The sequence below is a fragment of the Kitasatospora sp. NPDC058190 genome (assembly GCF_042883685.1).
Taxonomy (GTDB): Bacteria; Actinomycetota; Actinomycetes; order Streptomycetales; family Streptomycetaceae; genus Kitasatospora.
Genome location: NZ_JBHVVI010000094.1, coordinates 1 through 14,668, shown reverse-complemented (window position 1 = coordinate 14,668; position 14,668 = coordinate 1). Strand labels below are relative to the sequence as shown.

Below are 14,668 nucleotides of genomic sequence, written 5' to 3'. Positions count from 1 at the left end.
CCGCCGGCCTTCCGGTCCGCCGCGATCACCTGCCGCCGTACGCCCCTCGGCAACTCCCGCCACAGCTGCCGGGCGTTGCTCCGCGGCACCTGCCCCGGCTCCAGCACGAGAGCCACTCCTCCCCGGAACACGCCGCCGACCCTAATGCCCCGGCCGTCCAGGCTTCACCCCACCAGGCGGCGGCGCCACAGCAGCGGGCGTATCTCGACCGCGTCGGACGGGTCGCCGCTCCACACCGTCGGCAGGCCGACGGCCGTGAGGGCGGCGACCACCTCCTCGCCGACCGCCGTGGTGGTCGCCGCCGAACCGTCGAAGCCGCCGTAGAGCAGCGAGAGGCCGTGCCCGGCAGCCGCGGACTCGGTGCACTGGAAGTGGAAGTAGACGAAGCCGCGGGCCTCCGGCTCCCCGGCCGCGCCGATCTCGGCCTGGCCGCAGGAGCGGCAGCAGGTGAAGTGCTCCCGCGCGGTGATGCCGCTCTCCTCCAGGACGGCGAAGGCCCGGGCGAGGCGCTCCGGGTCCGTCTCACCGACCCAGCCGCTCTGCTCGCCGACCCGCTCCAGCCAGAGCCGGTCGGCGAGTTGCCCGGCCTGCGGGCGGGAGACCGGGCGGCGCCCGGCCGACACCAGGTACTCCTCCGCCTCCTCGGCGAGCCGGGCGCGGTCGGTGTAGCCGCAGGCCAGGGTCAGCCGCAGCCGCTCCTCCAACTCCCGGTGCTCGTCGGCCTCCAGCGCCAGCGCCGGCACGGGCTCCGGTGGCCCGAAGTCGAGCGGCGCCCAGTCCAGGCCGTCGCCCCAGCCCGGCTCCTGGCGCGCCCACCCCGTCATCGCCGAGACCACCGGCTCCGGCCCGTCCACCCGCACCTCGAAGTGCCGGGCGGCGGAGCCGTCCCGGTACTCCAGCGTGTAGTCGCCGCCGTCCTTGTGGCACACCTGGATGTACATGTCCGGCAGGTCCGGTATCCGCTGCACGACGAGGAAGGTGTCGGCCCCCGCGCCGATGCGCCGGACCAGCCCCGCCAGTTCCGTCGCGGTCACCCTCAGGTGCCGCGTCTCGTTCGTCTGCACCGCGATCGCCAGCATGCCGTCACCCTTGCACACCCCACTGACAATCGACGCCGGGCCCCCGGCCGTTCAGGCCCGGTGCTGCCGCAGCCACCCGGCCAGGAACGCGGCGGCCTCCGCCGGGTCCTCGGCCTCCAGCAGCACCCGGTCCTTCCGCCGGTCTTCGAGCACGGTGAATCGGCCTTGCCAGGCGAGCATTGCGGGGAATCCCTCGGTGCCCCGGACCCGGAACTCCCGAGGTGGAGACGTTCAGGCTGCTCATCGAGATCCACGGGCACAGCGCCCGCAGCACCGGCTCGGCGACGAACGTCGTGTCATCCACGACGGGCCCCTGGAAGGTCTTCACGCGGCAGCAGGGCGCCGCCCACCGGAATGCCGTCGATCTTCCCACCAAGCTTCATCGAACCCCCTTGCGGGGCACCCTAGACGGCGTGGTCCGCCCGCCGCAGACGGAACACCACACTGCGACCCCCCTCGGGGTCGTCGAAGTCCTCGGCCCGGTCGTGGGTCATCCCCAGGCGTCGCATCACGGCCTGGGAGCGCAGGTTGGCGGCGATGGTGACGGCGAGGATCTCGGGGAGGGCGAGCGCGTCGAAGCCGTACGCGAGGACGGCGCGGGCCGCCTCCGTCGCGTAGCCGCGGCCCCAGGCGGAGCGGGTCAGGCGCCAGCCGATCTCGACCCCGCTGACCCGGGCCTGCTCCTCGACGTCGTCCAGGCCCACGAAGCCGACGAACTCGCCGCTCTCCCGCACCTCGACGGCCAGCCACCCGTAACCGCGCCGCTCGATCGCCGCCTCGTACCGCGCCACCGAGGCGTCGCTCCGCTCACGGGTGAGGATGCCGCCGAGGTGCTCGCGGACCTGCGGGTCGGCGTTCATCGCGGCCCAGGGGGCGAGGTCGGACTCCCGCCAGCGGCGGATCAGCAGCCGGTCGGTGCGCAGTTCGTTCATGGTCCCAACCCAACGGCACCCCACCCACCCGGGCAACCGGATATCGGGGTGCTTCGGAGACGAGTCGGACACGCCCTGAGGCCCCCACCCCCGGCGCATCCGGCTCACAGCCGGATGCCGCCGAGCTGCCGGATCATGGTGAGGTCGTCGCGGATCGCCCAGCGCTCGGCGATCCGCCCCTCCCGCAGGCGGTAGGCGAAGGCGACCTCCCGGGCGTAGTCGCCGCTGTGGGTGGGGAAGCCGAGGAAGTCTCCGCCCGTCCAGTGGCCGACCCTCAGGCCGAACTGGACGACCAGGTCGTCCTCGGCGACGGTGTGGCAGCTGCGCCAGTGGTCGTCCTCGAACTGCCGGGCCGTCGTGGTGAGGAACGCCCGGGTACCCGCGAGGCCGGCGGGCCGGCCGGGGGCGAGGGCGTGGTTGACCAGCTCCGGTGTGCAGAACTCGTCCAGGCGGCTGACGTCCCCGGCCCGGACCAGGGCGTCGAAGCCTTCCACAATCTGCTTGTTGACCTCGGCGCTCATGACGTCCACCTCCTGCGGGCAGCGGCCGGCGACTCCCCCGCTCTCGACGTTGCCACGGACGCCGTACGCCTTCCACCCGGGAGCGGCGGCGATTCCCCGGCGGCCATTCCCCGGCGGGAATTGTCCGGTGACGGCGCCGATTCGAGGATGGGGCGCACAGTGACCGACCGAACCCGTGAAGGAGCCGGCCATGACCACCAGTGCCCAGCAACTCGCCGACCGTTACGCCGCCTTGTGGACCGAACCCGACGCCGATCAGCGGCGCGAGGCGATCGAGCGGCTGTGGACCGAGGACGGCGTGCACCTCGTCCACCCGCCGGAGGGGATCCGCGAGGAGGCCGCCCGGGTGGGCTTCCCGGAGCCGGTACTCGAAGCGCGCGGCTACCGGGAGCTGGAGTTCCGCGTCGCCCGCGCGTACCAGGAGTTCGTGGCGCCCGGGGAGTTCACCTTCCGGGCCCGGCCGGACGCCGTACGGCTGCGCGACGTGGTCCGCTTCACCTGGGAGATGGTGCCGGCCGGCGGCGGTGAGGCGGTGGGCGGCGGTGTGGAGTTCGTCGTCCTGGACGCCGACGGGCGGATCACCGCCGACTACCAGTTCCCCGGGCTCTGACCAGCAGCTCCGCGGTCCGGGCGTCGGCGGGCAGGAAGGCCTCCAACTTCAGCTCGGCGAGCGTCACGTCGACGGCGGTGGCGAAGGTGGTCACCGTGGTCATCAGGTGCAGCTCGCCGAGCGCGGTCCGCAGCTCCAGCGGCACCGCGAAGCCCAAGTGCTGTTCCTCCAGCGCCGTTTCGGGCACGTAGGAGCTCAACTCCTCGTGCAGTTCGCCGAGCTGGCGGGTGCGCTCGACGATGTGCCGGGCCCAGGCGGCGAAGTTGAGGATGCGCGGCGCGAGGCCGTCCGGGTGCAGGGCGAGCCGGTAGGCGTTGGTGCCGGGCCCGACCAGGCGCGGGTCGGCGCCCTCGGTGATCACGTCCAGTGCCTCGTTGGCCGCGACCACGTCGCCGCGCCGGTCCACCACCACCGCGGGGTACGGCAGGTGGCCGGCCAGGATGTGGTCGATCGCCGCCCGGACCGGCGCCAGTTGCGGCCCGTCCAGCGGCGTCTCCGGGTAGACGGGGGCGTAACCGGCCGCCAGCAGCAGCTCGTTGCGTTCCCGCAGCGGCAGGTCGAGTGACTCGGCGAGGCGTACGACCATGCCCCGACCGGGCACCGAGCGGCCGGACTCGATGAAGCTGAGGTGCCGCTGGGTGGTGCCCGCTCGGGTGGCGAGGTCGAGCTGACTGATCCGGCTGCCGGTACGGCGCTCGCGCAGCGCCTGGGGGAAGTCCACGTCCCATTTCTATCCGGGCCCGGCGTCACCCGCCATTCCCCTCGGGGAATTGAGTCCGTTCACCGCGACGAGAAGGATCGACGGCATGAACATCGGTGTTTTCCTCCCCACCGGGCAGGACCAGTGGGCGCCCGTCGGCGACCCCCGCGACCTGATCGGATTCGCCCGCCGGGCAGAGCAGTTGGGCTTCGCCTCGCTGTTCGTCAACGACTCCCTGCTCACCCCGCGGATCGAGCCGCTCACCATGCTGGCCGCGGTCACCCCGGTGACCGAGCGGATCCGGCTGGGCACCGGCGCGCTGCTGCCGGTCCTGCGCCGCCCGGTGCAGACCGCGCAGACCCTGGCCTCGGTGGACCAGCTCTCCGGCGGACGGCTGACCGTCGCGGTCGGCGCGGCCTTCCCCGGGCGCTTCGGGCGGCCGCTGCACGAGCTGTCCCAGGTGCCGTGGGAGCGCCGCTTCGCCCGGCTGGACGAGACCGTGGCCCTCTGGCGGGCCCTGTGGGCGGGGGCGACGGAGTTCCACGGCGAGTTCCACTCCTTCCCCGAACTCCCGCCCGCCACGAGGCCGTTCCGGCCGCAGGGGCCGCCGATCTGGCTCGGCGGCGCCACCCCGGCGGCGCTCGCCCGCACCGGGCGGCGGTACGACGGCTGGCTGCCCTACCCGCCCGATCCCGCCGACTACGCCACCGGGCTCGCCGCCGTCCGGCAGGCCGCGCGCGAGGCCGGGCGCGCCCCGGAGGCCGTCACCCCCGCGCTCTTCGTCAACGTCCGGATCGACGAGGACCCCGAGGCGGCCCGCCGCACCATGGACGCCTACGTCCGGTCCAACTACGGTCTGCCGTTGGAGGAGGTGGAGCACATCCAGGCGATCGCCCTCGGCACCCCGGAACAGGTCGCCGCCACCCTGCGCCGCTACACCCAGGCGGGCGCCCGGCAGGTCGTCGCCCGGCTCGGCGCGCTGGAACTCAAGGGCCAGTACGAGCAGTTGGAGAGGCTCGCGGACCTCGTGGCACCGACCGTGCCGACCGCGCCGACTGCGGCTCTCGTCCGCCCCGCCTCGCGGTGACCCGCCCTCACACGCCCCGCGTGGCGGTGACCCGGCCGGTCTCGATGGCCTCGACCAGCTCCGCGTGGTCGGCCGTCGTCCGCTCCGCGTACTTCAGCGCGAAGTCGGCGACCGCCTCGGCGAAGGTGTCGGCGCCGCCCAGGTAGCCGGCGATGGCCAGGCGGTCGCCGGTGCGGGCGTGGGCGCGGGCGAGGGTGCGCCCGCACAGATCGGCGTAGGCGCGCAGGCCGGAGGGAGTCATCGCGTCGACCTCCACCGAGCCCTTCATGTCGCGCAGTTGGCGGCCGTAGAAGTGTCGCCCGGCCGGGCCGACGGTCCAGCCGAGGAAGATGTCGCTGGCGGCCTGCATCAGGTGCTGCCCGGTGACCACCCGGCGTCCTCCGTGGTGGGCGGCGACCTCGGCGTCCACCCGGGTGGGCGGCAGGTGGTCCTCCAGCACCGACCGGCCGGCCTCCTTGAGCTGCAGGAACAGTGGGTCGCGGGTGTCCCGGCCCTCCAGCAGGAGGATGAAGCAGCGGGTGCCGACACTGCCGACGCCGACCACCTTCATCGCCGCGTCCACGAAGCGGTAGCGGTCCAGCAGCACCCGGCGGTCCTCGGCCAGGGCGGCCCGGTAGTCGCTGAACACCTTGCCGATGTCACGCAGTTCGGCCCCCTTCAGCTCCTCGATCAACGGCGGCGAGCTGATGATCCGCCGCCGCCCGTCCCGCTCCTCGGTGAGCCTGCCGAAGGCCTGCAGGCTGGTGCGGCGCCGGGCGTGGGCGAGCTCGGCCTCCGCCCGGCTGCGCCGCTTGGACCTGCCGACCAGCGGCAGCAGCTCGGCGGCGTCGATCCGGCTGTACCAGACGTCGAGTTCGCCCCTCCCGGCCAGCCGGCGCATCGCGGTGGCGTAGCTCCGGACGGCGGTGAGCGCGGCACGCCGGGCCCGCTCGTCGCCCTGGCCGTTGTCCCGGGCGGCGACCGCGACGCTGGCGGCCAGGCGCTTGACGTCCCACTCGAAGGGTCCGGGGTAGGTCTCGTCGAAGTCGTTGACGTCGAAGAGCAGCGCACGCTCCGGCGAGGCGTACACGCCGAAGTTCAACAGGTGGGCATCGCCGCAGAGTTGGACGGTCAGGCCGGTGTTCGGGACGGCGGCGAGGTCGGCGGCCATCACCGCGGCGGCGCCGCGCAGGTAGGTGAACGGGCTGTCGGCCATCCGCCCGTAGCGGATCGGCAGCAGCCGGGTGACCCGGTCGGCGCCCTGCGCCTCCAGGACGCCGAGCGGGTCGGGCCGGTCCGCGGTCGGGATCCACCGGCCGTGGTCGGAGCGGGAGACGCGCTCGCGCGCGGCCCGACCGGTGCGGCGGCGTTCGGCGGGGGTGGTCATGCGGCGGCTCCGTCCGTCACCAGGCAACCTTCAACGAGTACACCTGACCGCGACGCTAGGACAAGAGTGCCGGAGGGCGCAGCACGCGCCCTCCGGCACTCGGCCGATCGGGTGAGGCCGCCCGGGTGAGGCCGCCCGGGCGGGATCGCTCGGGCGGGGTCGCTCGGACGAGGCGGCTCGGGCGAGGCGGCTCGGGCGAGGCCGCCCGGTCACCCCACGGTGAAGTCGGCCATCATCGCCATGTCCTCGTGCTCCAGGTTGTGGCAGTGCATCATGTACGTCCCCGCGTAGTCGGTGAACCGCACCAGCACCTCCACCGCCTCGGCCGGACGCAGGTCGACGGTGTCCTTCCAGCCCCTGTCCCACGGGCCGGGGTCCTTGCCGTTGCGCCCGACCACCTGGAAGTGGTCGAGGTGGAGGTGCACGGGGTGGTGCACGTCGGAGGAGAAGCGCCACCGTTCGACGCTGCCGAGCGCGGGCGTGGCGACGTTGCGTCCGGGCTCGTACGGGTCGCCGTTGATGGTCCAGCCGTCGTCGCGGCTGCGGCGGAAATTGAAGGAACGGGTGGTGACGGCCGACGAGGCGGCCAGCTCCTCGATGGCGGACAGCTTGTCGGGCACCGTGGCGTCGTCGCTCACCGCCCGGGAGGAGACGTCGAAGCGCATCACCTCGGCCGTCCGCCCGCTGCCGAAGCGGTTGAGCAGCCGCACCTGGGTGCCGGGCTGGTAGCGGGAGAAGTCGACCACCACGTCGAAGCGTTCGGCGGGGGCGATCTCGATCGCGTCGTGGGCGAGCGGGGCGGCGAGCAGGCCGCCGTCGGAGCCGATCTGGACCAGTGCGTCGCCGCCGGAGGGCTGGGGGTCGAGTTCGAGCCGGTAGAGCCGGGTGTTGGAGGCGTTGAGCAGCCGCAGCCGGTAGTGCGCGCGGTCGACGTCCAGACGTGGCCAGGGGGCGCCATTGACCAGGATGACGTCGCCGAGCACGCCGTTCATGTAGTCGTCGGTGACGCCGGGCACGGCGAGCGCGGCATCGGTGGACGGGTACCGGAAGGAGCCGTCGGCGGCGAAGGAGCGGTCGGCGAGCATCAGCGGGAGGTCGCGCTCGCCGCGCGGCAGCGGCAGCGCGTCCTCCTCGTCGTCGTGGACCAGGTGGAAGCCGGACAGGCCGCGCCAGACGCCGGGGCCGGTGAAGCCCATCCGGTGGTCGTGGTACCAGAGGGTGGCGGCGCGCTGCTTGCCCGGATAGGTGTGGGTGCGCTCGCCGACCACGTTGCGGCCCGTCGCGTGCCGCATCCCCGGCATGCCGTCCATGCTGCCCGCCGCAGCCGCGTCGGAGGCCCCCACCGGCAGCAGCAGGTCCACCGGGTAGCCGTCGCTGTCGGCCGGGGTGTGCCCGCCGTGCAGGTGGACCACGGACGGCACCGGCAGCTCGTTGCGGTGTCTGATCACCGCCGCCCGGCCGGACCGGGTGACCACCGTCGGCCCGGGGAAGCTGCCGCCGTACGTCCAGGCCTCGGTCCGCACCCCGGGCAGGATCTCCAGCTCGGCGACCTCCTGGGTGATCTCGTAGTAGTCGTTGGTGCCGTCGGTGCGCACCGGCTGGAGCACCGTCGGCACCGGCAGCGGCACCTGGAAGGGCCCCGGCAGGTCGAGCTCACTGCTGAGCAGCCGCCCGGGGCGGCCCTCGGCGAGCAGCCGGGCCGCCGAGGGGACGGCGACGGCGGCCAGTGCGCCCGCGCCGAGCACGGAGGCGCCGATGCCCAGGAACCGGCGGCGGTTCACCGGCTCACCTCCACCGGCCCGCCCGGGCGCGGCAGCCGCCCGTTGCCGTCCGCGCCGCTCTCGGGCAGAGCCGCCCGGGCGGGCAGTGGCAGCCGCCAGGCGCCGACCAGGCCGAACAGGACGCCGCTGACGATCAGGACGCCCAGGGTGACGTGCACCCCGATCGCCCGGCCGTAGCCGGCCGCGATCTGGCCGACCACGGCGACGGCGAGCACGGCGGTGGTCCACAGCGGCCAGAGCGGGCCGCGGCCGGGCCGCCACACCAGCGCGGCCACCGCCAGCTGGAGCACGACCACGGTGCCGATCGTCATCGCGGTGCCCTCGTGGTCCTTGAGGGATTCGTAGGTGCCGTTGAGGAAGCTGCCGGCCAGCATGACCTGGAGCAGGGACAACAGCGCCAACGTGGCGGTGGAGATGCGCAGCAGGATCAGCGGCCAGCGGGGCGCGGCGGCGGCAGGGGGACTGCTCATGTCGGGCTACTCTCTGCTTCGGCGGGTCGGGCGGGCGGGCGAGAGCGTAGCTGATCATCCGTCATGATCAGTTGAATCGAAGGGATTCGGCGGAGCCCAGCACCCCGTTTGCTTCAGCTCCCGGGGGTTTGTCACCCGTACGGGGGCGCTTGTCGGCCTGCGCGGCCGATGCCGGACCGAACGTGGTCGATCGACGACGATCCGTCGCCCTCTGCGGCTTCGGAGCGTGAGCCTGGTTACGTCACTCAGGGTAGCTACTACGTGAGGCCGTAGGCACGGGCCACCGTCCGGGGCGCGGGCAGGCGCCGTGCGAGGCCCCGCGCCAGGGGCCTCCTACTGCCCGGTGTCGTATGCGGGGAGCTTGTCCCCCCGTTCGGGTGCCGCAAAGAATGGGCGGGTCCAGCCGCGCCACCCGTCCCACGACCGGGCGCACTCTTCGATCCGGCTTCGAGGCGAGTCCAGCCGATCCGACACCACTGTCGGCCCACAACCCGCCGGCGGGCCCGAACCACGGAAGGAAGGATTCCCGATGGCCGCACTCGCCCTTCTCGCAGGTACCGCCATCGGTGGCGGGCCGGTCACCGTGGCCGGTCGTGTCATCGCCTTCCTGGACTACTTCGCCGGGGTCTTCACCCTGCTCTCGCTGACCGCGGCGGTCGTGTGCGGGCTGGCCGCCACCGACCGCCTGGTCCTGACGCCGCGGTTGCGGGTGGCCGTCCAGTCGGTGCACCGGGCAACCGCCGTCGCGGCGCTCGGGTTCCTGGGCGTCCACATCGCGGTCAAGGTCGCCGAGCACCACGCCGACCCGCGGAGCGCGGTCCTCCCCTTCACCGGCACGACGGCCGTGGCGGTGGACCTGGGGACCGTCGCGGCCGACCTGCTCGTCCTGGTCGCGGCGACGGGCGCCTTTCGCGGACGATTCGCGGGAAGCCGGCATGCCTGGCTCTGGCGTGTGCTGCACGCGGGCGCGTACGCCTGCTGGCCGATCGCGTTGGCCCACGGTCTGACCGCCGGACGCGCGGCGCACGCCTGGGTCCTGTGGGGCTATGGCCTGTGTGCGGCGCTGGTCGCCCTCGCCCTGCTGGTACGGTCCCTCTCCTGGCTGGGCCACCACCGGGCCGTCACCCGGCACCGGCGCCACTCGAAGGCCCACCCGGCCGGCGCACCGCTCCCGGCCGGGCCGACCGTCCTCTCCGCACCCTCGGCACGGCACCGTGGCGGTCTGCCGTCCGCCTGGAACGGTCCGTCCTCGGCGACCGCGAGCGTGGCGGCCCGAATCGGCACGGTGCCGCGCCGGCCGCGGCACGCCACGCCGGCCGCACCCCCGCACCTGGGGCTGCTCCGACCCGGCGGTGACCTGTGAGCACCCGGATCGACCTGCCGCAGGTGCGCCACCTGGGGCCGGCCCGGCTGACTGCCGGGCTGGACCGCTTCCAGCGACTCGACCTCGCCTCCCACGCCCACGTCCACCCTCCGCTCCCCCGGCCCACCCGGGACAACCTGCTGGACCTGGCCGAGCGCGTCGATCTGCGCGGACGCGGCGGCGCGGGATTCCCCTTCGCCCGCAAGGCCCGGGCCGCGATGGCCACCGCCGACCGAACCGGGGCACGTCCGGTCATCGTGGTGAACGGCTCGGAGGGCGAGCCCCCGAGCGCCAAGGACCGGATGCTGCTCGCCCGTGCTCCGCACCTCGTGCTCGACGGCGCCTGCCTCGCCGCAGCCGCCTTCGGGGCCGAGGAGATCGTCATCGGCGTCACCGCCGGCAGCCCCGGCGAGGTCTCGATCCCCGCCGCCCTCGACGAGCGCGACCTGCCGTGCCCGGCCCGGACCGTGTGCCTTCCGGAACGCTTCGTCTCCGGCGAGTCCAGCGCACTGATCCGCGGGGTCAACGGGCTTCCGGTACAACCCGCCGCCGTGAGGGCCCGCGCGGCCGAGGGCGGAACGGGAGGCGTTCGGCGGCGCCCGACGTTGCTGTCCAACGCCGAGACCTGGGCTCAGCTCGCCGTGGCCGCCCGGCTCGGCCCCGGAGCGTACGCGGCTGTCGGCACCACCGCCGAACCGGGCACGGTCCTGCTGACGGTCAACCGTCCCGCATCGGGTCCCCTGGTGGTCGAGGCCCCCTTCGGCACGAGGCTGGGAGACGTACTGGACGCGTGTGGGCTGCGGCCGGGTGCCGGCGTGCTGGTGGGCGGCTATCACGGCGCCTGGCTGGGCCCGGTGGACGCCGTCGGCGCGGCGCTCTCGCGCACGGGTCTCGCCGGGCTCGGCGGCACCCTCGGCGCCGGTGCGATCGTCGCGCTCGCCGCCGACACGTGCCCGCTCGGCGAGATCACCCGGGTCGCGGCCTGGTTGGCGGGCGAGTCGGCCGGACAGTGCGGGCCGTGCAGGCGTGGGCTGCCCGACGCGGCCGAAGCGCTCGCCGCACTGGCCACGGGTGCCGACGGGCCGGCCGTCCTGGAGGACGTCCGGCGCGCCCTCGGCGGCGCGCAGGGCGGTGGCGCCTGCTCGCACCCCGACGGCACGGCGCGCTTCGTGCTGAGCGCACTCGACGTGTTCGCCCAGGACGTCGAGGCCCACGTGGCCGGCCCCGGGTGCGGGAGGCCGGTCCTCGGCGTGCTGCCGCTCCCCCACGACGAAGGCGCACGCCTGGAGGTGGACTGGTCCCGCTGTGCCGGGCACGGGCTGTGCGGCGTACTGGCCCCCGGCCTCGTCCGGCTCGGCCCGCACGGCTATCCCGCGTCGACCACCGTCCCCGTCGCCCCTTGGCAGGAACACGGTGCCCGCCGGGCCGTGAACCAGTGCCCGGCACTCGCGCTGCGCATGCGCCGCCCCTAGCCGCTACCCGGCCGCCCCCGGTGAGTGGCCTTCAGGGGAGCGAGCCGACGCGACTTTCGCATGCGTGCGGCCTCACAAGTCCCCAAGGGGCGACGAACCGTGTCCATGGACCACGAGGTGTTCCTCGCGGCACCGGCCTGCACCGACAACGTCGACGGCCGGCTGCACCCGGCACAGCGGGTGCAGCCGGCTCCTGGTCCCGGCACCACACGGACGGTCAGAGGTCGTGTGCCACGAACTCGGCCACCTGCGTACCGAGTTGCTGGCCGGCCTGGTTGTCGATGGAGGTGTGCTGGCCGGACCAGACCCGGCTGAGCCAGGCTTCGGTGGCGGCGTCCTGGAAGCCGGCGAAGGTTCGGGTGACGCCCTTGGAGGTCACCGTGAGCCGGTGCTGCGCACCGTAGAACCCGGCGAGCGTCGTCGCCGCCGCCTGGCTGAGAGCGCCGTGAGCGCCGGGGTAGGACGGGTCCGGGGCGGTCGGCAGGAGGGGGGTCCAGTGGGGATCGCCGACGATGCCCTTGCTGTCGTGCGAGTCGCCGAGCCGGATCGCGGTCACGGGCCGCCACACGTGGTAGGCGTACTTGGCGTCGTACATCGCGATCGCGGTGTCGGCGAGGGACAGGTCGAGCCGGGCGAAGACCTTCACCGCTTTCTCCAGGCTCGCGTTCTCGGAGGTGACGAGACCCTGCGCGACCTGGTTCCAGACGTTCCAGACGGGCGCTGCCGCCCAGAACTTCGCGGCCGCGGTCTGATCGGGAGTGCGGGTGGTACTGGTCTTGCTCCCCAGACTCTTGACCTCGTTCAGGGCGGCGGCGTACTCGGCGGTGCCCACGGCCGGCGGCGCTGCCGGGCGGAACTGGCTTCCGCTCGCCAGCACGAACGGCTTGACCGAGCCCCAGTTGGTGAACACCGGCGTGGGGAAGTCGGGCGGCGTGCGCCGGTAGTCGCCGGGCAGGCCGCCGGGAGTGAACTGCGGCGGCCTGGTCGATGACCCGTCACCGGAGCGCAGACTGATCAGTCGGCGCGCGACCGCCGCTCCCACGCCGCTGCCCGCCTGCTTGCCGGTGCCGTCGGCGATCGCGGACAACTGGCTGCTCAGCTGCCGGTCCACGCCTGCCCGCTTGGTGGGGTACAGGGCGACCAGCACATCGTGCGCTGCCTGGTCCGCTGCGACGTCCGCACGTGCGCCCTGAGGTGCCGGCACCGAGAACACGTACGGAGGGGCCGCCCGGGTGATCGACACCACCGCGTCGTACTCGGCGGCCTGGAGGAGCGCGAAGCTGCGCGTGGGCTGGACGGTGGACGGTTGGGCTTTGGGATCGCCCAGGATGGTGATGAGCTCGCGGTTCCACGCCACGACCGACGCCCCGGACGCGTTGGCGGCGGTGCTCGTGGTCGGTGGCACAGCGGCGATGGCGGTGGAACCGAAGGCCGGGCTGGTGAGTCCGGCCGCCAGCACGGTCCCGGTCAGGACGGCGAGTGTCTTCTGCTTTCCACACATTTCGGTGGCTCCTTCTCGCTGGTGGCGGGCTGCCCGCGGGCAGCTACCGGCCGCGGTCGTCTCGGCTCACTCCTTGCGGGACGGGGGGAAGGAGGGAATTCCGAGGATCGGTGCTCGTCAGGTTCCACGGGTGCCGGCGGCTGTACGGTTCGGTGCGTAAGCACCTTTTGCGAGATTTCACGGATTAGCGGCATATGCGATGATCGACTTATGCCGTGGAGTCTTCGGAAACGCGGTCCATCGAGTGAGCCGGATCGCTCCGGGGACCGTGTCTCTGGTACGGGGACCATCTCCCGCGCGGACGAGGAACTACTCCGCACTCTGTACGCGGAGCATGCCGGGCCGCTGCTTCACTTCGTCCTGCGACTGACCTCAGGAGACTGGCAATGGGCCGAGGATGTCGTGCAGGAGACACTGCTGCGGGCCTGGCAGCACCCGGCGGCGTTCGACCCCGAGCGCGGACCGGCCCGGGCGTGGCTGTGCACGGTCGCCCGGAACCTGGTCATCGACGCCCACCGGGCCCGCCGGGCCAGACCGACCGAGGTCGACGGGCAAGCGCTGGAACGGCTCGCGGAGCAGACGCCCGGAGAAGACGAAATCGAGCAGACGCTGCAGAGTTGGGAGGTGGCCGAGGCCATCCGGACCCTCTCCCCGGATCACCGGGCCGTGCTGCTGGAGACGTACTACAGAGGCCGGACGATGGTCGAGGCCGCGGAGGTGCTCGGCATTCCGGTGGGGACCGTGAAGTCGCGGACGTACTACGCCTTGAAGGCGCTGCGGCTGGCGCTGCAGGAACGGGGTATCGAGCCGTGACAGCGGCGTGGAGGAGGTGCGGACCATGAACGGCGACCGTGACGCCTTCCGGACGTCCCTGGGCGGATACGTGTTGGGAACGCTGTCCCCGGCGGAGACCGAGCAGGTCCGCGCCCACCTCGCGGAATGCGCCGAGTGCCAGGCCGAGCATGCCGAACTGGCGGGGCTGCCCGCGCTACTCGCGAGGGTCAGCGAGGCCGAGGCCGCAGGCGAGGCAGAGCCCGTGCCCAGCGAGGAACTGGCCAACCGGTTGGTACAGCGGGCCGCCGCACGCGAGCGAGCACGGCCGGAGCCTGCGACCACTGCTGCGCCGGACGTGCCAGGCGTGCCGCAGCGAACCGAGCCGAGCCGGCTCGACCGACTGCTCCTGCAGGCAGCGTCCCGACGCCGTAACGCCGTGCGGAGGCAACTGGTAGCGGTCGCAGCCGCCACGACGCTCATCGCCGCGGCAGCGTCGGGCGGTACGTGGCTGGCTGCCATCGCGTCCACGAGCAGCCAGGTCGCGCAGCCCGCACCGACGTCACCGGCCCCGGTCCGCACGTTCTCCGGAACCGACCCCACCACCGGCGTGTCCGCCTCGATCGAGGTCTCGCCCGCCGCCTGGGGCAGCGTGCTGCAGGTCTCGGCGAAGGGAGCGCCCGCCGGGATCACATGCAGCCTGCAAGCGGTCGGGGTCACGGGCACCACAGCGACCGCCGCCACCTGGCAAGCCGGCGAGTACCCGGGTGGCGCCAAGATTTCCGGGACCGTACCCATGTCCCCAGGAATGATCAGTCACTTCGACATCTACGCCGGCAACGGCCAGAGGCTGCTCACCGTCCCGGCGTGACGCCCCGGCCCGGTCGGGCGCCTGACCCGCTGATCGACTCCACAACCGACCGGTAAACGCGAAGAACCCCCATCCGGAATCCGGATGGGGGTTCTTCTGAATGATTGTTCGGCGGCGTCCTACTCTCCCACAGGGTCCCCCCTG

Annotated in this window: 15 protein-coding genes; 6 read left to right on the top strand and 9 right to left on the bottom strand. The window is 73.4% G+C overall.

Features of this window, described 5'->3' with window-relative positions; genetic code table 11:
- Positions 1–164 precede the first annotated feature (164 nt).
- The 4 genes from ACFVWU_RS32935 to ACFVWU_RS32920 form a co-directional block, all read right to left on the bottom strand.
- The gene (locus tag ACFVWU_RS32935; protein WP_387627680.1) at positions 165–1,079 is read right to left on the bottom strand and encodes a DUF6891 domain-containing protein; all 915 of its coding nucleotides are present in this window, start codon (positions 1,077–1,079) and stop codon (positions 165–167) included.
- Between the two features lie 51 nt (positions 1,080–1,130).
- Positions 1,131–1,259: a hypothetical protein gene (locus ACFVWU_RS32930; RefSeq protein ID WP_387627679.1), complete on the bottom strand. Its 129-nt coding sequence runs from the start codon at positions 1,257–1,259 to the stop codon at positions 1,131–1,133.
- Between the two features lie 224 nt (positions 1,260–1,483).
- A complete protein-coding gene (locus tag ACFVWU_RS32925) occupies positions 1,484–2,011 on the bottom strand; it encodes a GNAT family N-acetyltransferase (RefSeq protein ID WP_387627677.1) in 528 nt (175 codons plus the stop codon).
- Positions 2,012–2,115: 104 nt separating this feature from the next.
- Positions 2,116–2,532 carry an ester cyclase gene (locus ACFVWU_RS32920; RefSeq protein WP_387627676.1) on the bottom strand — a complete coding sequence of 139 codons (417 nt, stop codon included), beginning with the start codon at positions 2,530–2,532 and terminating at the stop codon, positions 2,116–2,118.
- Positions 2,533–2,722: 190 nt separating this feature from the next.
- Here ACFVWU_RS32920 and ACFVWU_RS32915 point away from each other — a divergent pair, with 190 nt between their 5' ends.
- The gene (locus ACFVWU_RS32915; protein ID WP_387627674.1) at positions 2,723–3,142 is read left to right on the top strand and encodes a hypothetical protein; all 420 of its coding nucleotides are present in this window, start codon (positions 2,723–2,725) and stop codon (positions 3,140–3,142) included.
- On the opposite strand, the gene ACFVWU_RS32910 is transcribed toward ACFVWU_RS32915, so the two are convergent.
- Positions 3,111–3,863 (bottom strand): helix-turn-helix domain-containing protein, encoded by a 753-nt coding sequence (locus ACFVWU_RS32910; protein ID WP_387627672.1) that lies wholly within the window; start codon positions 3,861–3,863, stop codon positions 3,111–3,113. The two genes, ACFVWU_RS32915 and ACFVWU_RS32910, sit on opposite strands and share 32 nt — an antisense overlap.
- An 85-nt stretch (positions 3,864–3,948) precedes the next feature.
- Between ACFVWU_RS32910 and ACFVWU_RS32905 the strand changes: the two genes are divergently transcribed.
- Positions 3,949–4,929 carry an LLM class flavin-dependent oxidoreductase gene (locus tag ACFVWU_RS32905; RefSeq protein WP_387627671.1) on the top strand — a complete coding sequence of 327 codons (981 nt, stop codon included), beginning with the start codon at positions 3,949–3,951 and terminating at the stop codon, positions 4,927–4,929.
- Between the two features lie 7 nt (positions 4,930–4,936).
- Here the strand turns inward: ACFVWU_RS32905 and ACFVWU_RS32900 are convergent, their stop codons facing one another.
- The 3 genes from ACFVWU_RS32900 to ACFVWU_RS32890 all read right to left on the bottom strand — a co-directional run bounded on the left by ACFVWU_RS32900 (position 4,937) and on the right by ACFVWU_RS32890 (position 8,546).
- Positions 4,937–6,295 carry a DUF2252 domain-containing protein gene (locus ACFVWU_RS32900; RefSeq protein ID WP_387627670.1) on the bottom strand — a complete coding sequence of 453 codons (1,359 nt, stop codon included), beginning with the start codon at positions 6,293–6,295 and terminating at the stop codon, positions 4,937–4,939.
- Positions 6,296–6,504: 209 nt separating this feature from the next.
- Positions 6,505–8,076 (bottom strand): multicopper oxidase family protein, encoded by a 1,572-nt coding sequence (locus ACFVWU_RS32895; RefSeq protein WP_387627668.1) that lies wholly within the window; start codon positions 8,074–8,076, stop codon positions 6,505–6,507.
- Positions 8,073–8,546, bottom strand: a complete 474-nt coding sequence (locus tag ACFVWU_RS32890; RefSeq protein ID WP_387627666.1) for a hypothetical protein — start codon at positions 8,544–8,546, stop codon at positions 8,073–8,075. Before ACFVWU_RS32890 ends, ACFVWU_RS32895 begins: the two co-directional genes overlap by 4 nt.
- A 529-nt stretch (positions 8,547–9,075) precedes the next feature.
- On the opposite strand from ACFVWU_RS32890, the gene ACFVWU_RS32885 reads away from it, so the two are divergent.
- Together ACFVWU_RS32885 and ACFVWU_RS32880 are read left to right on the top strand one after the other, a co-directional pair.
- The gene (locus tag ACFVWU_RS32885; RefSeq protein WP_387627665.1) at positions 9,076–9,909 is read left to right on the top strand and encodes a hypothetical protein; all 834 of its coding nucleotides are present in this window, start codon (positions 9,076–9,078) and stop codon (positions 9,907–9,909) included.
- Positions 9,906–11,381 (top strand): NADH-ubiquinone oxidoreductase-F iron-sulfur binding region domain-containing protein, encoded by a 1,476-nt coding sequence (locus ACFVWU_RS32880; protein WP_387627664.1) that lies wholly within the window; start codon positions 9,906–9,908, stop codon positions 11,379–11,381. The genes ACFVWU_RS32885 and ACFVWU_RS32880 overlap by 4 nt, the downstream gene beginning before the upstream one ends.
- 217 nt (positions 11,382–11,598) lie before the next feature.
- On the opposite strand, the gene ACFVWU_RS32875 is transcribed toward ACFVWU_RS32880, so the two are convergent.
- The gene (locus ACFVWU_RS32875; protein WP_387627663.1) at positions 11,599–12,882 is read right to left on the bottom strand and encodes a vanadium-dependent haloperoxidase; all 1,284 of its coding nucleotides are present in this window, start codon (positions 12,880–12,882) and stop codon (positions 11,599–11,601) included.
- A gap of 210 nt (positions 12,883–13,092) precedes the next feature.
- On the opposite strand from ACFVWU_RS32875, the gene ACFVWU_RS32870 reads away from it, so the two are divergent.
- Both ACFVWU_RS32870 and ACFVWU_RS32865 read left to right on the top strand, forming a co-directional pair.
- A complete protein-coding gene (locus tag ACFVWU_RS32870; protein WP_387627662.1) occupies positions 13,093–13,695 on the top strand; it encodes a sigma-70 family RNA polymerase sigma factor in 603 nt (200 codons plus the stop codon).
- 25 nt (positions 13,696–13,720) lie between these two features.
- Positions 13,721–14,524, top strand: coding sequence for an anti-sigma factor family protein (locus ACFVWU_RS32865; protein ID WP_387627661.1), 804 nt, complete (start codon positions 13,721–13,723; stop codon positions 14,522–14,524).
- The last annotated feature ends 144 nt before the right edge of the window (positions 14,525–14,668 follow it).

Excerpts from the sequence above, each read along its gene's own strand:
- ACFVWU_RS32935 (WP_387627680.1), bottom strand. The coding sequence starts at position 1,079 with ATGCTGGCGATCGCGGTGCAGACGAACGAGACGCGGCACCTGAGGGTG.
- ACFVWU_RS32930 (WP_387627679.1), bottom strand. The coding sequence starts at position 1,259 with ATGCTCGCCTGGCAAGGCCGATTCACCGTGCTCGAAGACCGGCGGAAG.
- ACFVWU_RS32925 (WP_387627677.1), bottom strand. The coding sequence starts at position 2,011 with ATGAACGAACTGCGCACCGACCGGCTGCTGATCCGCCGCTGGCGGGAG.
- ACFVWU_RS32920 (WP_387627676.1), bottom strand. The coding sequence starts at position 2,532 with ATGAGCGCCGAGGTCAACAAGCAGATTGTGGAAGGCTTCGACGCCCTG.
- ACFVWU_RS32915 (WP_387627674.1), top strand. The coding sequence starts at position 2,723 with ATGACCACCAGTGCCCAGCAACTCGCCGACCGTTACGCCGCCTTGTGG.
- ACFVWU_RS32905 (WP_387627671.1), top strand. The coding sequence starts at position 3,949 with ATGAACATCGGTGTTTTCCTCCCCACCGGGCAGGACCAGTGGGCGCCC.
- ACFVWU_RS32900 (WP_387627670.1), bottom strand. The coding sequence starts at position 6,295 with ATGACCACCCCCGCCGAACGCCGCCGCACCGGTCGGGCCGCGCGCGAG.
- ACFVWU_RS32890 (WP_387627666.1), bottom strand. The coding sequence starts at position 8,546 with ATGAGCAGTCCCCCTGCCGCCGCCGCGCCCCGCTGGCCGCTGATCCTG.
- ACFVWU_RS32885 (WP_387627665.1), top strand. The coding sequence starts at position 9,076 with ATGGCCGCACTCGCCCTTCTCGCAGGTACCGCCATCGGTGGCGGGCCG.
- ACFVWU_RS32875 (WP_387627663.1), bottom strand. The coding sequence starts at position 12,882 with ATGTGTGGAAAGCAGAAGACACTCGCCGTCCTGACCGGGACCGTGCTG.
- ACFVWU_RS32870 (WP_387627662.1), top strand. The coding sequence starts at position 13,093 with ATGCCGTGGAGTCTTCGGAAACGCGGTCCATCGAGTGAGCCGGATCGC.
- ACFVWU_RS32865 (WP_387627661.1), top strand. The coding sequence starts at position 13,721 with ATGAACGGCGACCGTGACGCCTTCCGGACGTCCCTGGGCGGATACGTG.